Source organism: Methylobacterium nonmethylotrophicum, assembly GCF_004745635.1.
In the GTDB taxonomy this organism is placed as follows: Bacteria; Pseudomonadota; Alphaproteobacteria; order Rhizobiales; family Beijerinckiaceae; genus Methylobacterium; species Methylobacterium nonmethylotrophicum.
The window spans coordinates 143576-160390 of the sequence record NZ_SRLB01000011.1 but is presented as its reverse complement, the minus strand read 5'-3'; the positions used below and the strand labels follow the sequence as shown (position 1 = coordinate 160390).

The 16815-nt window shown below is 72.6% G+C and carries 16 protein-coding genes; 11 read left to right on the top strand and 5 right to left on the bottom strand.

The genetic code is table 11. From position 1 onward, the window contains the following. Positions 1-7: 7 nt before the first annotated feature. Complete coding sequence (locus EU555_RS16525; protein ID WP_135415967.1) at positions 8-727, bottom strand: GntR family transcriptional regulator; 720 nt, start codon at positions 725-727, stop codon at positions 8-10. A 229-nt stretch (positions 728-956) separates the two neighbouring features. Here EU555_RS16525 and EU555_RS16520 point away from each other — a divergent pair, with 229 nt between their 5' ends. The 8 genes from EU555_RS16520 (at position 957) to atzF (ending at position 10762) form a co-directional block, all read left to right on the top strand. Then, positions 957-2558, top strand: coding sequence for an ABC transporter substrate-binding protein (locus tag EU555_RS16520; protein WP_135415965.1), 1602 nt, complete (start codon positions 957-959; stop codon positions 2556-2558). A 341-nt stretch (positions 2559-2899) separates the two neighbouring features. Continuing rightward, the gene (locus tag EU555_RS16515; RefSeq protein WP_135415963.1) at positions 2900-3913 is read left to right on the top strand and encodes an ABC transporter permease; all 1014 of its coding nucleotides are present in this window, start codon (positions 2900-2902) and stop codon (positions 3911-3913) included. Beyond that, positions 3910-4806 (top strand): ABC transporter permease, encoded by an 897-nt coding sequence (locus EU555_RS16510; protein ID WP_135415961.1) that lies wholly within the window; start codon positions 3910-3912, stop codon positions 4804-4806. Before EU555_RS16515 ends, EU555_RS16510 begins: the two co-directional genes overlap by 4 nt. Continuing rightward, positions 4803-6476 carry a dipeptide ABC transporter ATP-binding protein gene (locus tag EU555_RS16505; protein WP_135415959.1) on the top strand — a complete coding sequence of 558 codons (1674 nt, stop codon included), beginning with the start codon at positions 4803-4805 and terminating at the stop codon, positions 6474-6476. The genes EU555_RS16510 and EU555_RS16505 overlap by 4 nt, the downstream gene beginning before the upstream one ends. A gap of 253 nt (positions 6477-6729) precedes the next feature. Then, a complete protein-coding gene (locus EU555_RS16500; protein WP_135415957.1) occupies positions 6730-6951 on the top strand; it encodes a DUF4089 domain-containing protein in 222 nt (73 codons plus the stop codon). Further along, positions 6948-8348 (top strand): AtzE family amidohydrolase, encoded by a 1401-nt coding sequence (locus tag EU555_RS16495; protein ID WP_135415955.1) that lies wholly within the window; start codon positions 6948-6950, stop codon positions 8346-8348. Before EU555_RS16500 ends, EU555_RS16495 begins: the two co-directional genes overlap by 4 nt. Before the next feature lie 231 nt (positions 8349-8579). Next, a complete protein-coding gene (gene hpxZ, locus EU555_RS16485) occupies positions 8580-8969 on the top strand; it encodes an oxalurate catabolism protein HpxZ (protein ID WP_135415951.1) in 390 nt (129 codons plus the stop codon). Further along, on the top strand, positions 8966-10762 hold the full coding sequence (gene atzF / locus EU555_RS16480; protein WP_135415949.1) for an allophanate hydrolase: 1797 nt from the start codon (positions 8966-8968) through the stop codon (positions 10760-10762). The genes hpxZ and atzF overlap by 4 nt, the downstream gene beginning before the upstream one ends. 107 nt (positions 10763-10869) lie before the next feature. Here atzF and EU555_RS16475 read toward each other — a convergent pair whose 3' ends face one another. Further along, a complete protein-coding gene (locus tag EU555_RS16475; RefSeq protein WP_135415947.1) occupies positions 10870-12063 on the bottom strand; it encodes an MFS transporter in 1194 nt (397 codons plus the stop codon). A gap of 92 nt (positions 12064-12155) precedes the next feature. Between EU555_RS16475 and EU555_RS16470 the strand changes: the two genes are divergently transcribed. After that, entirely contained in the window at positions 12156-12743 is a 588-nt protein-coding gene (locus EU555_RS16470) for a TetR/AcrR family transcriptional regulator (protein ID WP_135415945.1), read from the top strand. A gap of 25 nt (positions 12744-12768) precedes the next feature. Here the strand turns inward: EU555_RS16470 and EU555_RS16465 are convergent, their stop codons facing one another. Next, the gene (locus EU555_RS16465) at positions 12769-13242 is read right to left on the bottom strand and encodes an AtaL-like protein (RefSeq protein WP_135415943.1); all 474 of its coding nucleotides are present in this window, start codon (positions 13240-13242) and stop codon (positions 12769-12771) included. Between the two features lie 23 nt (positions 13243-13265). Then, on the bottom strand, positions 13266-14135 hold the full coding sequence (locus tag EU555_RS16460) for an NmrA/HSCARG family protein (RefSeq protein WP_135415941.1): 870 nt from the start codon (positions 14133-14135) through the stop codon (positions 13266-13268). 101 nt (positions 14136-14236) lie between these two features. Between EU555_RS16460 and EU555_RS16455 the strand changes: the two genes are divergently transcribed. Together EU555_RS16455 and EU555_RS36200 are read left to right on the top strand one after the other, a co-directional pair. After that, positions 14237-15121, top strand: a complete 885-nt coding sequence (locus EU555_RS16455) for a LysR family transcriptional regulator (RefSeq protein ID WP_135415939.1) — start codon at positions 14237-14239, stop codon at positions 15119-15121. 110 nt (positions 15122-15231) lie between these two features. Then, positions 15232-15402: a hypothetical protein gene (locus EU555_RS36200; protein WP_167858567.1), complete on the top strand. Its 171-nt coding sequence runs from the start codon at positions 15232-15234 to the stop codon at positions 15400-15402. A gap of 34 nt (positions 15403-15436) precedes the next feature. On the opposite strand, the gene der is transcribed toward EU555_RS36200, so the two are convergent. Next, the gene (gene der, locus EU555_RS16450) at positions 15437-16783 is read right to left on the bottom strand and encodes a ribosome biogenesis GTPase Der (protein ID WP_135415937.1); all 1347 of its coding nucleotides are present in this window, start codon (positions 16781-16783) and stop codon (positions 15437-15439) included. Positions 16784-16815: the final 32 nt, after the last annotated feature.

Genomic DNA, 16815 nt, shown 5'->3' with positions numbered 1-16815 from the left:
GTCGGCGTCACGCATTCCGCATTCCGCTGCGCGATCCCGGGCCGGCATCGTGGGAGGGACGGCCCTCCTCCCCGGCCTCCCGCCCCAGCAGCCCCTCCACCGAATTCTCCACCAGGGTGACGTGCCGCAGCATCGCGGCATGCGCCTCCGCCGCCTGGCCCGCCAGGATCGCGGCGACCACGACCCCGTGCTCGGCATGCGAGCGGGCGAGCCGCCCGCTCACGCGGAACTGCGCCTCGCGGTAGGGCTGGAGGCGGCGGCGCAGGCCGAGCGCGAAGTCGGAGAGCACCGCATTGTGCGCGCCGGCGTAGATCGTGCCGTGGAACGCCGTGTTGGCCCTCGCATAGGCCGCCGGGTCGCCGCCACGGGCGAGGTCGGCCATGGCGTCGTGCAGGGCGTCGAGGCGGCGGCGCTCGAGCGGGCTCATCGACTGGGCGGCGAGCCGCGCGCAGGTCGCCTCGATCTCCGCCATGGCGACGAACAATTCGGCGAGCTGCTCGGGCGTCACCTGCGCCACCACCGCGCCCCGGCGCGGCCGCACCTCGACGAGGCCCGACGTGCCGAGCTGGCGCAGGGCCTCGCGCACCGGCGTGCGCGACACGCCGTAGCGCTCCGCCAGTGCCTGCTCGTCGAGCCGGCTGCCCGGCTCGAGGGCGCCGGTGACGATCGCGTCGGCGATCTCGGCCGCCAGCCGCTCGGTCCGTGTCAGTCCCGACCGCTCGTCCATCTCGCCCCCGTGCCGACCGGCCCTGACCCTGCCGCATCCTGAAGCGGCTGGCCTGCCCAAAATATCGACGCTCGCGCTCAAACTAGATGCGTGCATCTTCGGCGATATGCATGCGCTCTTGCAGCGTTGCATGCAATTTCCGGTTCCGGTCCGAACCTTGCCTCACCCCGGCGCTGACCCGCCGGTCGCGGGCGCTCGCCTCCTCTCGCTCGATGAAGGTCCGTGCCGCATGATCACCCGCCGCACCGCCCTCGCCGCCGGTCTCGCCGCGCCTTTCGTGGCGAGGGGTCAGGCGAAGGCGCAGAATCCGACCCGCAACGAGACCCTGCTGCTGGTGCAGGAATACGGGCCGAACTCCCTCGACATGCAGGGCATCGGCGCCTCGCAGCCGGTGAACGGCGTCGCGCTGAACTGCTACGACCGGCTCCTGCGCTTCAAGCCGGTGCCGATCCCGGGCGGCGGCGGCAACGCGGTCAAGATGGGCGATCTGGAGGGCGAGCTCGCCGAGAGCTGGCAGGTCGCCTCCGACGGGATGAGCTGCACCTTCAAGCTCCGGGACGCCAAGTTCCACTCAGGCCGGCCGGTCACCGCCAAGGACGTGAAGTGGTCCCTCGACCGGGCGGTGTCGATCGGCGGCTTCGCGACCACGCAGATGAATGCCGGCTCGCTCGAAAGACCTGAGCAGTTCGTCGCCCTCGACGACAGGACCTTCCGCGTCGACTTCGTCCGCAAGGACAAGATGACGATGTCGAACCTGGCGGTCACGATCCCGTTCGTGATCGACGCGGAACTGGCCCAGCGCAACGGCGGCGGCGATCCCTGGGCCAAGGAGTGGCTGAAGAACAACGTCGCGGGATCCGGCGCCTTTCGGGTCGAGAGCTGGAAGCCCGGCGTCGAGACGATCTACGTCCGCAACGACGCCTGGACCTCCGGCAAGCTGCCGCAGCTGCGCCGGGTCATCGCCCGCGACATCGCCTCGCCCTCGACCCGCCGGGCGCTCATCGAGAAGGGCGACGCCGACATCTCGTACGGGCTGCCGCCGAAGGACTTCAAGGACCTGATCGACGCCGGCAAGATCAAGGTCGTGGGCGTGCCGATCCCGAACGGGGTCTGGTCGGTCTATCTCAACACCGCGGTCGGCCCGTTCACCGATGTCCGCCTGCGCCAGGCGGTCGCCTGGGTGCTGCCCTACGAGAAGATCCTTCAAGCCTCCCTCTTCGGCCGCGGCCTCGACATGTCGGGCGGGCCGGAGACGCCGCGGGTCGCCTGGCCGCAACCCTACCCGTACAAGACCAATCCGGAGAAGGCGAAGGCGCTGGTTCAGGCGGCCGCGCCGGGCGGCCTCTCGACCACGCTCCTGTTCGACGCCGGCAACGCCACGGTGGCCGAGCCGATGGCGGTGCTGATCAAGGAGGCGCTCGCCGGCATCGGCATCACCGTCGAGATCGGCAAGATCCCGGGCGCGAATTTCCGCGGCGAGATCTCCAAGAAGACCAACCCGATGGTGCTCAACCGCTTCGCCGGCTGGCTCGACTATCCCGACTACTACCTGTTCTGGACCCTGCACGGCGCGAATTCGATCTTCAACATCGCCTCCTACCAGAATCCGGCGCTCGACAAGCTGATCGACACCGCCCGCTTCACCGAGGATCCGGCGGTCTACCAGAAGAGCGTGATCGACTTCATCTCGCTCGCCGAGCGCGAGGTGCCGATGGTGCCGATCGCCCAGCCGACCCACGACGTCGCGATGCAGCGCACGATCAACGGCTACCAGTTCCAGCCCTGCCGCGAGCCGGACTTCCGGTACCTGACCAAGGGAACGGCGTCGTGAGGGGCCGCTAAGGCGAATCGCTGAACCCTTTACGCTTTCGCTGAACTGCTCAGGGAAAGAACTGGCGCGAGTTTCCCCCTCCCCCCTCTGCGGGGGAGGGTGCCCGGCGAAGCCGGGCGGGAGAGGGGACGCCGCTTCCGGAGAGGTCGCGACCGTCGTGACAGGCGCCCGCTGGACCAGCGTCGCGCTGCCCCTCTCCCGGCCTGCCGCGCAGGCCACCCTCCCCCGCAGAGGGGGGAGGGAGAACACGCGCATCGTCTTTGCGCGGAACGTCTTGCGGGAAGCAGAGAGACCGGACCGGCAAGTCAGACCCGCGATCCCACACCCAGGAGGGCCACCCGATGCTGCGCACGCTCCTCGACCGCTTCGCCACGACCTTGCCGGCCCTCGCCGGCGTCGTCGTGGTGTCGTTTCTCCTCACCCGGGTGCTGCCCGGCGACACCGCGGCCTATTTCGCAGGGCCCGCCGCGACGCCCCAGGCGATCGCGCAGATCCGCACCGAGCTCGGGCTCGACCGCTCGCTGCCCGAGCAGTTCGCCCGCTACGTCGCCGACCTCGCCCGCGGCGATCTCGGCCGCTCGCTCACGACGGGCCAGCCGGTGACGACCGATCTCGGCAGCCGGCTGCCGGCCTCCGCCGAGCTGACGCTGTTCGGCCTCGTCCTGTCGCTCCTCGTCGCGGTGCCCCTCGGGGTCGCGGCGGCCCTGCGCCAGGGCTCGCTCGTCGATCACGCCTGCCGGGTGGTGGCGACGGCGGGCGTGTCGCTGCCGGTGTTCTTCACCGGGCTCCTCCTCGTCTACGTGTTCTACTTCGTGCTCGGCTGGTCGCCCGCGCCGCTCGGGCGCCTCGACGCCTTCGCGTCGCCGCCACCGACGCGAACGGGCTTCTTCCTCCTCGACAGCCTGATGGCGGGCGACATCGAGACCTTCCGGGCGGCTTTGGCCCAGATCGCGCTGCCGGGCCTGACGCTGGCGATCTTCGCGCTCGCTCCCATCGCCCGCATCACCCGGGCGGCCATGCTGGCGGTGCTCGCCGCCGATTTCGTGCGCACCGCCCGGGCCGCCGGCCTGTCGAGCCGCCGGGTCGTGGTGACCTACGCGCTGCGCAACGCGATGCTGCCGGTGGTGACGACGCTCGGCATGGTCTTCTCCTTCCTGCTCGGCGCCAATGTCCTCGTCGAGAAGGTGTTCGCCTGGCCGGGCGTCGGCTCCTACGCGGTCGAGGCCCTGATCGCCTCCGACTTCGCCCCGGTGCAGGGCTTCGTCCTGGCGATGGCCCTGCTCTACACGGTGCTCAACCTCCTGATCGACCTCGCCTACGGGTTGATCGACCCGCGCGTGAGGGCCGCCGCATGAGCGCCACCGGCTCCCCCGCCCTCGCCCCCGCCCCGGCCCGATCCGGAATCTCGGCGACGCTCGCCCACGCGGTCGCGGTCGTCTCCGGCAACCCGGTCACGGGCTTCGCCTTCGCGCTGCTCCTCGGCCTCGTCGCCTGCGCGATCCTCGGGCCGTCCCTCGTGCCCTACGATCCGCTGGCCTCCGACACCTCGGTCGCGCTCCAGGCCCCGACCCTGGCGCATCCCTTCGGCACCGACCAGCTCGGACGCGACATCCTCTCGCGGGTCGTCGTCGCGGCGCGGCTCGACCTCACCATCGCGGTCGCCTCGGTGGCCCTCGTCTTCGTCGCAGGCGGGCTCGCCGGGATCATGGCCGGGTTCTTCGGCGGCTGGACCGACCGGATCGTCGGGCGGCTCGCCGACACGATCATGGCCTTCCCGCTCTTCGTCCTGGCGATGGGCATCGTGGCCGCGCTCGGCAACACCGTCACCAACATCGTCCTGGCGACCGCGATCATCAACTTTCCGCTCTACGCGCGGCTCGCCCGGGCCGAGGCCGCGCAGCGCCGCAATGCCGGCTTCGTCATGGCGGCGCGGCTCACCGGCAACACCGACCTGCGCATCGTGCTGACGTCCATCCTGCCGAACATCCTGCCGATCATGATGGTGCAGATGTCGCTCACCATGGGCTACGCCATCCTGAACGCGGCGGGCCTGTCCTTCATCGGGCTGGGCGTGCGTCCGCCGACCCCGGAATGGGGGATCATGGTGGCGGAGGGCGCGAGCTTCATCGTCTCGGGCGAGTGGTGGATCGCCCTCTTTCCGGGCCTCGCGCTGATGCTCGCGGTGTTCTGCTTCAACCTCATCGGCGACGGCCTGCGCGACATCGTCGACCCCCAGAGGCGCACGTGACCGCGATCCCCCTCCTCGACATCCGCGACCTCACGGTCGAGTTCGCCACCCGCCGCGGCACCGTGCAGGCGGTGCGCCAGGTCGACGTGTCGGTCGCCAGGGGCGAGACCGTCGGCATCGTCGGCGAGTCCGGCTCGGGCAAGTCGGTCACCTCCTACGCGGTGATGCGCATCCTCGACCGGGCCGGGCGCATCGCCGGCGGCGAGGTCAGCTTCTCGGGGATCGACCTCCGGGCGGCCGGCGAGCGCCAGATGCGCGACCTGCGCGGGCGGGAGATCTCGATGATCTTCCAGAATCCCCGCGCCGCCCTGAACCCGATCCGCAAGGTCGGGCACCAGATCGAGGACGTGCTGCGCCAGCACGCCGAGGCGGGCTCGGGCGACGCGAAGGAGAAGGCCATCGCGGCCCTCGAGCAGGTCAAGATCGCCCGGCCTGAGGAGCGCTACCACGCCTACCCGTTCGAACTGTCCGGCGGCATGTGCCAGCGGGTGGTGATCGCGCTGGCGCTCGCGTGCCGGCCGCAGCTCCTCATCGCCGACGAGCCGACGACCGGCCTCGACGTGACGACCCAGAAGGCCGTGATGGACCTCGTCACCGCGCTCACCGCCGAGCGCGGCATGTCGACGGTGCTCATCACCCACGATCTCGGCCTCGCGGCGGCCTATTGCGACCGGATCGTCGTGATGGAGCAGGGCCGCGTCGTCGAGACCGCGCCGGCGACGACGATCTTCCGCGCGCCGTCCCACGCCTATACCCGCAAGCTGATGCAGGCGACGCCGCGCCCGGGCGTCACCTTGCGCGACCTCCTGCCCGCCGGGGCCCCGGCCGCGCCCGCCGCGCGGGCGGAGGCGGCGGGCGCCCCGCTCCTCACCGTCTCGGGGCTCACCAAGGAATATCCCCGCGCGAAGGCCGGCCTGCTCAAGCGCAAGGCGGCGGCGGCCGAGGCGCCGTTCCGGGCGGTCGACGCCCTGAGCTTCTCGGTGAACCGGGGCGAGAGCGTCGGGCTCGTCGGCGAATCCGGCTGCGGCAAGTCCACCACCTCCACGATGGTGATGCGCCTCCTCGACCCGAGCGCCGGCTCGATCGTCTTCTCCGGCGAGGATATCAGCCGGGTGCCGGCAGCGCGCTTCGCCCGCCACGCCCTGCGGCCGAAGATCCAGATGGTCTTCCAGGATCCGACGGAATCGCTCAACCCGCGCTGGACCGCCGCGCGGGCCATCGCCGACCCGCTGCTGCGCTTCCGGACCGTCAAGGGCGGCGACGCGATCCGGGCACGCTGCGAGGAGCTGGCCCGCCTCGTCGGGCTGCCGGTCGAGCTCCTCGACCGCTTCCCGCACCAGCTCTCCGGCGGCCAGAAGGCGCGGGTGGGCATCGCCCGCGCCATCGCGCCCTCTCCCGACCTCGTGATCCTCGACGAGCCGACCGCGGCCCTCGACGTCTCGGTGCAGGCGGTGGTGCTGAACCTGCTGGCCGACCTCAAGCAGGCCCTCGGCATGAGCTATCTCTTCGTCAGCCATGACCTGCAGGTGGTGCGGATGCTCTGCGACCGCGTCATCGTCATGCGGGCCGGCCGGATCGTCGAGGAGGGCCCGACCGAAGCGGTGCTGGAGGCGCCCCAGGCCGAGTACACGCGCGCGCTGCTCGCCGCGATTCCCCATCCGCCGGTGTGAGGAGCGACCGACCATCGATACCCTACCCATGACCTCATCCTGAGGCGACCGGCGATCGGAGATCGATTCGATCTTTGATCGACGGCCTCGAAGGAGGGCTCCAGGAATCGCGGAGGCTTCTGGAGCCCTCCTTCGAGGCTGCCGCAGGCGGCGCGATCTTCGATCGCCGGTCACCTCAGGATGAGGTCGTGGGTGGAACGAAGCAGACACTCACATCACTGCGCGTCAACCCATCACCCCTCGAGGTTCGACCATGACGATACCTCCCCCGTCTCCTACCCCTGCCCTTCCCCTCGACGACGCGACCGCCGGCGCGGTCGTCGACGCGATGATCCCCCTCGTCGGCATCCCGATGGCGCCGGAGTGGCGCGAGACGGTGATCGCCAACGTCAAGGCGACGGCGGCGGCCGCGCGCCTGGTGCTCGACTTCCCCCTCGACGACGCGGTCGAGCCGGCGCCGGTGTTTCGGGCATGAGGACCTCCGACTTGAGCGCGCCGATGACCGCCGCCGGGATCGCCGCCGCAGTGGCGGCCGGCCGGCTCACCGCCACCGCGGCGGTGGAGACGGCGCTCGCGCAGATCGCCGCCCTCGATCCGGCCGTGAACGCCTTCACGGACGTGACCGCCGCACGCGCCCGGGCCCGGGCCGCGGCGATCGACGCGCGCCTCGCCGCGGGCGAGACGCCCGGCCCCCTCGCGGGCGTGCCCTTCGCGGTCAAGAACCTGTTCGACGTCGAAGGCCTCCCGACCCGCGCCGGCGCGAAGATCAACCGCGAGCGCGCCCCGGCCGAGCGCGACGGCGCCCTGGTGCGGCGCCTGGAGGCGGCCGGCGCGGTGCTGGTCGGCGCCCTCAACATGGGCGAGTACGCCTACGACTTCACCGGCGAGAACGCCCATGACGGCCCCTCGCGCAACCCGCACGACCGCGAGCGGATGAGCGGCGGCTCGTCCGGCGGCTCGGGCGCCGCCCTGGCGGCCGGGATGGTGCCCCTCACCCTCGGCTCGGACACCAACGGCTCGATCCGGGTTCCATCGGCGTTCTGCGGCACCTTCGGGCTCAAGCCCACCTTCGGCCGGCTGTCGCGGGCCGGCTCCTACCCGTTCGTCGCGAGCTTCGACCATCTCGGGCCCCTCGCCCGCTCCGTCGTCGACTTGGGCCTCGCCTACGACGCGATGCAGGGCGAGGACCCCGACGATCCCTGGCAGACCCCGCGGCCGGCCGAGCCGGTCGCCGGCACGCTCGCGCGAGGGGCGGCATCCCTGCGGATCGCGGTCGCGGGCGGCTACTTCGCCCGCGGCGGCGAGCCCGATTGCTTCGCCGCCGTGCGCCTCGCCGCCGAGGCGCTGGGCGCGACCCGCAGCGTCGAGATCCCGGAAGCGGCGCGGGCGCGCGCCGCCGCCTACGTCATCACGGCCTCCGAGGCGGCGGGCCTGCACCTCGACCGCCTGCGGGTGCGCCCCGCCGACTACGACCCGGCGGTCCGCGACCGGCTGATCGCCGGCACGACGATTCCCGCGGCCTGGGTCCACCGTGCCCAGCGGTTCCGGCGCTGGTACCGGGAGCGGGTGCTGGCCCTGTTCGACGAGGTCGACGTGATCCTGGCCCCCTGCACGCCCTGCCGGGCGCCGCGGATCGGCCAGGCGACGATCGAGCTCGACGGCGTCACGGTGCCGGCGCGGCCCAATATCGGCGTGTTCACCCAGCCGATCTCGTTCATCGGCCTGCCGGTCGCGGCGGTGCCGGTGCGGGTGGGTGAAGGCCTGCCGCTCGCCGTGCAGGTGATCGCCGCGCCGTGGCGGGAGGACCTGGCCCTGCGGGTGGCCGCTTCGCTCGAGGCCGCGGGGGTGGGGGCGGCGCAGGTGGCGGGGTGAAGCCTTCCGACGCGCAGGCTGCACGTCTCAGCAATTTTTTGTTTGTCCCACCCACGACCTCATCCTGAGGTGCCGCGTAGCGGCCTCGAAGGAGGCCTCCAGAGATCGCAGAGAATTCTGGAAGCCTCCTTCGAGGCTGAGCGATCTACGATCGCCCAGCACCTCAGGATGGGGTCGTCGGTGGGATGGACCGAGGCAAGCGTCGAAACGCTTCTTCAGGGAGAACACCCCATGGACATCGACCACCCCGACGTGAAGGCCGAGGTCGAGGCGGCGTTCGCTGCTTACGAGACCGCCCTCGTCACCAACGACGTGCCGACCCTCGAGGCCCTGTTCTGGGACGATCCCCGCACGATCCGGTACGGGATCGGGGAAAACCTTTACGGCATGGACGCGATCCGGGCGTTTCGCCGGGCGCGCTCGCCGGTCGGGGTCGAGCGGCGCATCGGCGAGACCGTCATCACCACCTTCGGGCGCGACTTCGCCACCGCCTCGACCCTGTTCTGGCGCGAGAGCCATCCGGGCAAGGTCGGGCGCCAGATGCAGTCCTGGGCCCGTCTGCCCGAGGGCTGGCGGGTCGTCGCCGCCCATGTCAGCCTGATCGACGAGGTGTCCGCGTGACGACCCACCCCCTCACCCTGGCCGAGTACCGGGACGCCTACGCCGCCGGCCGCCTCACGCCCGCGCAAGCCGTGCGGGAGGTCTACCGGCGCATCGCGGCCCATGCCGATCCGGCGATCTTCATCACCCTGCGGCCCGAGGCCGAGGTGGTGGCGGAAGCCGACGCCCTGCCGGCGACGCCGGTCGGGCCGCTCCACGGCATCCCGGTCGCCGTCAAGGACAACATCGACGTCGCCGGCCTGCCCACCACCTGCGCCTGCCCCGACTATGCGGGGATCGCGGCGGCGGATGCCACGGCGGTGGCGCGCCTGCGGCAGGCCGGGGCGCTGATCGTCGGCAAGACCAACCTCGACCAGTTCGCCACCGGCCTCGTCGGCGTGCGCTCGCCCTACGGCGTGCCCCGCAACACCCTCGCCCCCTCGCTCGTCCCCGGCGGCTCCTCCTCGGGCTCCGGGGTCGCGGTGGCGGCCGGCCTCGTGCCGCTGGCGCTCGGCACCGACACCGCCGGATCCGGCCGGGTGCCGGCCGGGCTCAACAACATCGTCGGGCTCAAACCCACCCTCGGGGTCATCTCGACCCGCGGCGTCGTGCCGGCCTGCCGCACCCTCGACTGCGTCTCGGTCTTCGCCTTGACCGTCGAGGACGCCTTCGCGGCCTTCACCGCGCTCTCCGGCTTCGACGCCGCCGACCCGTTCTCGCGCGCCATCCCGGTCGGATCCCCGGGAAAGCTGCCGCTGCGCATCGGCGTGCCGGATGCGGAGAGCCGGCGCTTCGGCGGCGACCGCCTCTCCGAGGCCGCCTTCGACGCGGCCCTCGCCGACCTCGAGGCCCTGGGCGCGACCCTGGTGCCGGTCGACCTCGCGCCGTTCTACGCCACCGCCGCGCTCCTCTATGACGGGCCGTGGGTGGCGGAGCGCTGGCAGGCGATCCGGTCCTTCATCGAGGCGCGACCGGAGGCGCTGCACCCGGTCACCCGCGCCATCACCGAGCGCGCGACCGCGTTCTCGGCCGCCGACGCCTTCGCGGGCCGCTACCGGCTGGCCGAGCTGCGCCGCGCCACCGAGCCGGTGTGGCAGACCATCGACGCCCTCTGCGTGCCGACCTTCCCGCGCCCGCAGACCCTCGACGCGCTCGCCGCCGACCCGATCGGCCCCAACGCCGAGCTCGGCACCTACACCAACTTCGTCAACCTCCTCGACCTCTGCGCCCTGGCCGTGCCGAGCCATCCGCGCGCCGACGGGCTGCCCGCCGGGGTGACGCTGATCGGCCCGGCGGGCCGGGATGCCGCCCTCGTGCCGCTCGGGGCCGCCCTGCACCGCGCCGGCGGCACCCCGATGGGGGCGACCGGCGCATCGCTTCCGCCCGCGCCGGAGCCGGGCACCGCGCGCGCCGCCGGTGACGAGATCGAGCTCGCGGTGGTCGGCGCGCATCTGTCGGGCCTGCCCCTCAACGGCGAGCTGAATGCCCTCGGCGCCCGGCTGCTGCGCGCGGTCGCGACCGCGCCGGATTACCGGCTCTACGCCCTGCCGGGCGCCGGCCCGCGCCGCCCCGGATTGCTGCGGGTGGCGGCGGGGACGGGCGCGTCGATCGCCACCGAGGTCTGGGCCCTGTCCCCGGCGGCGTTCGGCCGCTTCGTCGCGGCGATTCCGGCCCCCCTCGGCATCGGCACCCTGCGCCTGTCGGACGGGACGAGCCCGAAGGGGTTCCTGTGCGAGCCGGAGGGCGTGCGGGAGGCGGAGGACGTCTCGCGCCATGGGGGATGGCGGGCGTACCTGGCGGCGGGGCGGGGTTGAGGTTCCGGGCGGGAGTGCGGGATGCTCTGCACGATCCATCCCGTCCGTGACCTCATCCCGAGGTCGAGGGTGGGACAGGCGGTCTCGGGCCTGGCCGAGCCCCGCCTCTACGCCACGACCAAATCACGTCCCACCCGCGCCCGCATGACCACGAGCCCGCCCAGGCTCATCGCCAGGATCGCCGCCGCGTAGAGGTCGGCGGTCGCCGCGTAGCCGATCGTGCGGGCGAGGAAGCCGGCGCCGACCGCCGGCAGGCTGAAGGCGAGATAGCTCTGGACGTAGAAGGCCGCGAGCAGCCCGGCGCGCTCGTCGGGCCCGGCAAGCGGCGTGATCGTGCCGAGACAGCCGAGGAAACTGGCGCCGAAGCCGCTGCCGGTGACGAGGGTGCCGAGGATCAGGAGCGGCACGCTGGCCAGATGGATGCCGGCGACGACCGCGACCACCCCGACGGCGACGGCCAGCACCCCGAAGGTCAGGTTGTCCCGCGGTGCTGCCGTGCGCCGCAGGAGCACCGAGACGGCGCCGGCGACCATGAGCGCGGTGACGACCGCCCCGCCGGTGAGCGGCGCGCGGCTGCCGGTGGCCGCCGCGACGACGGAGGGCACCAGCGACAGGTAGAAGCCGCCGAGCGTCCAGTTGGCGAGGTTGATGGGGGTGATCAGCGCCAGCGGCCGCCGGATCCGCGGCGGGACGGCCATGCGGGGCTTGAGCGAGGCGAGCGCGCCCGGCCGCGTCGCGGCGCTCTCCGGCACGCGCCAGGTCGCCAGCGCCAGCCCGGCGAAGGTGCAGAGCAGGAGGCCGTAGACGAGGTGGAGCGGCAGGGGCGCGTACTGGATCAGCGCGCTGGTGCCGAGCGCGCCCAGCGCCATGCCGGCGAGCGGCGCCACCGCGTTGACGATCGGGCCGCGGGCGCGGTCGACGTCGACGAGGGCCGCGCCCAGGGAGGCGGCGGCGATGCCCGTGGCGAGCCCCTGCACGACCCGGGCGACGATGAGCCAGCCCGGCCCGTTCCCGACCAGCAGGAAGAGGCCCATGGCGGCGGCCTCGAGCAGGAGCGCCCCGGCGATGACCGGCCGGCGCCCGAGATGGTCGGAGAGCGAGCCGGCGACCAGCAGGGCCTTCAGCAGCGCCACCGCGTAGACCGCGAAGACCAGGGTGACGAAGACCGGCGAGAGCGCCAGGGTCTCCTGGTAGATCCGGTAGAGCGGCGTCGGCGCCGCCGCCGCGGCGAAGAACGCGCCGAGCGTCACGGCGTGGACGGCGAGGGGGTCGAGCCGCCGGGATCCTTGACCTGCGCGCATCGCTGTGTCCCTTAAAGCAAATCCATTGCGTTTAGGATGTAGCGCTCCGGCGCGCTAAAAGCAAATTCTTTGCGTTTGGAGGGTGGGTGTCGATGGCGGACAGGGAGGGCTGCAGGGGGCTCGGCGGACCGCGCCCGGGCGGGCGCAGCGCGCGGGTCCAGGCCTCGGTCCACCGCGCGGCGCGGGCGCTGCTCGCCCGGATGGACCGCGCCGAGGTCACGATCCCGCTCATCGCCCAGGAGGCCGGCGTCACGCCCTCGACGATCTACCGGCGCTGGGGCGAGCTGAACGAGCTCCTGGCCGACGTCGCGGTCGAGCGGCTGCGCCCGGACATGGTGCCGGTGGAGACCGGCAGCGGGCGGGGCGACCTCCTGGCCTGGGCCGAGCAATACGCCGAGGAGATGTCCTCGGGGCTCGGCCGCGAGATGATCCGCGACGTGCTGGCCGCCGAGGGAGCGGACGGGCCGCGGCGCTGCTGCGGCTATGCGCGCCAGCAGATCGACCTCATCGCGGGCCGCGCGGAGGCCCGCGGAGAGGCGTTTCCGGACATCGACAAGGTGCTCGACCGGGTGATCGCGCCGATCCTGTTCCGCATCCTGTTCGACGAGGCGCTGGCGACGGAGCAGGTCGCGGGACTGGTCGACTGCGCCTTCGCGGCGGTCGAGCGGCGGGCGGCCTGAACGCCCGCCCGCTCCCCCGCCGGGATCAGAGCGCCCCCTCCGCCGCCAGCGCCCGGGTCCGCCTCAGCGTCGAGAGAAGCGCGCTCCGGTAACCGGTCTCGGCCTCCATCCGGGCCTGCTCCTCCCGCTCCTCGGGGCCGCCGGGCGCCCGATCCCGCAGGGCCAGGAGGCCGTAGAAGCGCAGGAACAGCGCGCCGTCCTCGTCCTCGAACAGCTCGTTGACGATCGCCCCCTCGCGCGGGCCGGCGGCCTGGAAGAAGGTCACCTTGTGCTCCGGCTCGAAGGCGATGATCTCGCGGAGATCGTCGCCCGCGATCGACGCCTCGCGCACGAGATGGGTCGCGCGCTCCTCGATCACCGCGCAGCGCGTGCAGAGGTTCGGCGGCAGGAAAAGGCGCGCGTCGCGCGCCTTGAGCACCAGCCCGGCCCAGACCTGGGCACGGGTCAGCGGGGTCTCGCCCTCGGGATTGACCGGAACGGTGGCGCTGGAAAAGATCATGGTCGTGCTCCGTGGCGCGGGGTTCAGGCCGAGGCCGCGACGGCGGCGGCGAAGTCGCGGTAGGTGTGCAGGGGGCGCCCGAGCCGTGCGGTCAGGCGCTCGCGGTCGCCGTCCTCCGGGAGCATCCCGTCGGTCTGGAACCGCTCGCTCATCAGGCGCATGTCGAAGGCCATCCAGGGCGGCATGACCCGGCGCAGGCTCCGCTCGAACCCGGCCGCGTCGTCGCCCCCGTAGGCGACCGGCCGCCCCAGCACCTCCGACCAGATCGCGGCGACGCCCTCGCCGGTCAGCGTCTCGGGCCCGACGAGGTTGATGGTCTCGGAGGGCAGCGGACAGGCGGCCTCCTCGCGGCGGATCAGTTCGAGGGCGGCGATCTCGCCGATGTCGCGCGCGTCGATCATCGCCAGGCCCTTCGACCCGAGCGGCATCGGGTAGACGCCGTGCTGCAGCACCACGTCCGCGACCGTGCGGTCGTTGTCGATGAAATAGGCCGGGCGCAGGACCGTGGCCTCGAGCCCCATCGCGGCGATCATCCGCTCGACCCCGAACTTGCCGGCGAAATGCGGCACGTTCAGGTAGAGGTCGCTGTGGATCACCGACAGGTAGACGACCCGCGCGATCCCGGCCTCGCGGGCGAGGTTGAGGGCGACCAGGGCTTGCGTGAATTCGTCCGGCACCACGGCGTTGAGCAGGAACAGGGTCGACACGCCCGAGAGCGCGCCGCGCAGCGCGTCGACGTCGAGGAGGTCGCCTTGCGCGACCGCGACGCCGGCCGGGAGGTTCGCCGTCGCCGGATCACGGACGAGGGCGCGGATGTCGGCGCCGCGTTGGGCGAGGTGATGGACCACGTGGCGGCCGACCGTTCCGGTGGCGCCGGTAACCAGGATCGTCATGGGATGGCTCCGGTTCGTCGTTGAAGACGTCCCGACGATGAGCGATCCATGTTCGAGCCGATAGACGTCCGATCTGGACGCACCGTCTCGTGGGTGGAACGATGGACCTTCTGGCGCTCGCCGATTTCACCCTGGTCGCCCGCCACGGCGGGTTCGGGCGCGCCGCCCGCGCGACGGGCCGCCCGAAGGCGACCCTGTCGCGGCGGGTCGCGGAGCTGGAGGCGAGCCTGGCCCTGCGCCTGTTCGAGCGCGGCGCGCGGGTGCTGACGCTCACGCAGGAGGGCCGCGCGCTCGCCGAGCGGGCGGGCGCCCTGCTCACCGAACTCGACGAGACGGCGGCGGCGATCGCCGCGGGCGGGAGCCGGGCGCGGGGCCGGCTGCGGATCAGCGCGCCGCTGCTGTTCTCGCAGACCGCGATGGGCAAGGTGGCGGCCTCGTTCGCCCGCAAGTACCCGGAGGTCCGCCTCGCGGTCACGACGGAGGACCGGGCCGTCGACATGGTCGAGGAGGGCTACGACCTGGTGATCCGGGTCAACCCGGATCCGGACGAGAGCCTGGTCGGGCGGATCGTCCTGCGCGACCGGCTGGTGGTGGTGGCGAGCCCGGACCTCCCCCGGCCGGCGGACGGCGCGACCGTGCCGGCGGTCCTGCGCGGGGCGGGCGACCGGGCGGAGGCCTGGACCCTGGCGGACGGCGCGCGCGTCGCCGCCGCGCCGGTGCTGGTCCTGTCGTCCCTCGTCATGGTCCGCGACGCGGTCCGGGCCGGGATCGGCGCCGCGCGCCTGCCGGTCTCCCTCGTCGGCCACGACCTCGCCGCCGGCCGGCTGGTCCGTTGGGGCGATGGCGCGGGGCCGGAGATCGCCCTGTGGGCGCTCTATCCCTCGCGCCGGCTCCTGAGCGCCCGCGTCTCCGCCTTCCTCGACCACCTGAAGGAGACGTTTCCGACCGGCCAGCCCGAGGAGCTGGCGGCCTTTGTCGGCGGGTGAGCCTCTCGAATTGCGCGTCGCCGAGCCTGACGCCCAGTCATTGGCTGTCGCCAAGGCGGGCCGAACGCGGTAGATCCATCGCCAACCAGTCAAGCGGGGGTTTTCAAGCGATGAGCGAATCCACCGACCGGTTCAAGCGCGCGCCCAAGCGCAAGACGTCCCAGGCCCGCACCCTCACGGTCTCGGCCGAGGCCAAGGCGGCCTACGAGAAGCTGATCCGCGAGAAGGAGGAGCGCGAGGCCTACGCCCGCAACCTGCCGGCCGACCAGAAGGTGCGCTGAGGGGCCCCGTCCCGACGCCCGTCTCGCCGACGCCCTACTCGCCCTTGTCGAACGGGTTCTTCGAGGTCCGGAGCGACAGGCGGATCGGCACGCCCGGGAGGTCGAAGGCCTCGCGCAGGCTGTTGACGAGGTAGCGGGTGTAGGATTTCGGCAGCGCGTCGAGCTGGTTGCCGAACAGCGCGAAATGCGGCGGGCGGGACTTCACCTGGGTGGCGTAGCGGATCTTGATGCGCCGGCCGGACACCGCCGGGGGCGGGTTGGCCTGCGTCGCCTCGCTCAGCCACTGGTTGATCTTCGCCGTCGAGACGCGGCGGTTCCAGACTTCGGCGGTGGAGACCACCGCCTGCATCAGCCGGTCGATCCCCTCGCCGGCGAGACCCGAGAGCGGCACCACGGCCGCGCCCCGCACCTGCGGCAGCAGGCGGGCCGCCTTCTCCTTCAGGTCCTTCAGCAGCCCCGGCTGGTCGGCGACGAGGTCCCACTTGTTGAGGCCGATGACGAGGGCGCGGCCCTCGGACTCGACCAGGTCGACGATGGTGAGGTCCTGCTTCTCGAACGGGATCGTGGCGTCGAGGAGCACCACCACCACCTCCGCGAAGCGCACCGCCCGCAACCCGTCCGAGACGGCGAGCTTCTCCAGCTTGTCGTCGACCCGGGCGCGGCGGCGCATGCCGGCGGTGTCGTGCAGCTTGATCCTGCGGCCGCGCCACTCCCAGTCGAGCGAGATCGAGTCGCGGGTGATGCCGGCCTCCGGCCCGACGAGGAGCCGCTCCTCGCCGAGCATCCGGTTGATCAGCGTCGACTTGCCGGCATTGGGCCGGCCGACGATCGCGACCTTGAGGGGCTTGCCCTCGCCCCCCTCCTCGTCGTCCTCGTCGTCGGGCTCCGGCAGCACCTCCTCCAGCGCGTCGATGAGGTCGCCCAACCCCTCGCCATGCTCGGCCGAGACCGGGACGGGATCGCCCAAGCCCAGCGCGAAGGCCTCGTAGGCGCCCGCCATCCCGGCCCCGCCCTCGGCCTTGTTGGCGAGCAGGATCACCGGCTTGTTCGCCCGGCGGACCAGCTCGGCGAAGGGCTGGTCGGCCGGCAGCAGGCCGGCGCGGGCGTCGATCACGAACAGGACCGCGTCGGCCTCGGCGATCGCCGCCTCGGTCTGGGCGCGCATGCGGCCGGCGAGCGAATCGGCCTCGGCCTCCTCCAGACCGGCGGTGTCGAGGATGCGGAAGCGCAGGTGGCCGAGGCGCACCTCGCCCTCGCGCCGGTCGCGGGTCACGCCCGGGCGGTCGTCGACGAGGGCGAGCTTGCGGCCGACGAGGCGGTTGAACAGCGTCGACTTGCCGACGTTGGGACGCCCGACGATCGCGACGATGGGCATCGACATGGAGGGTCTTCCTGACAAAATAGCAGCGGGCG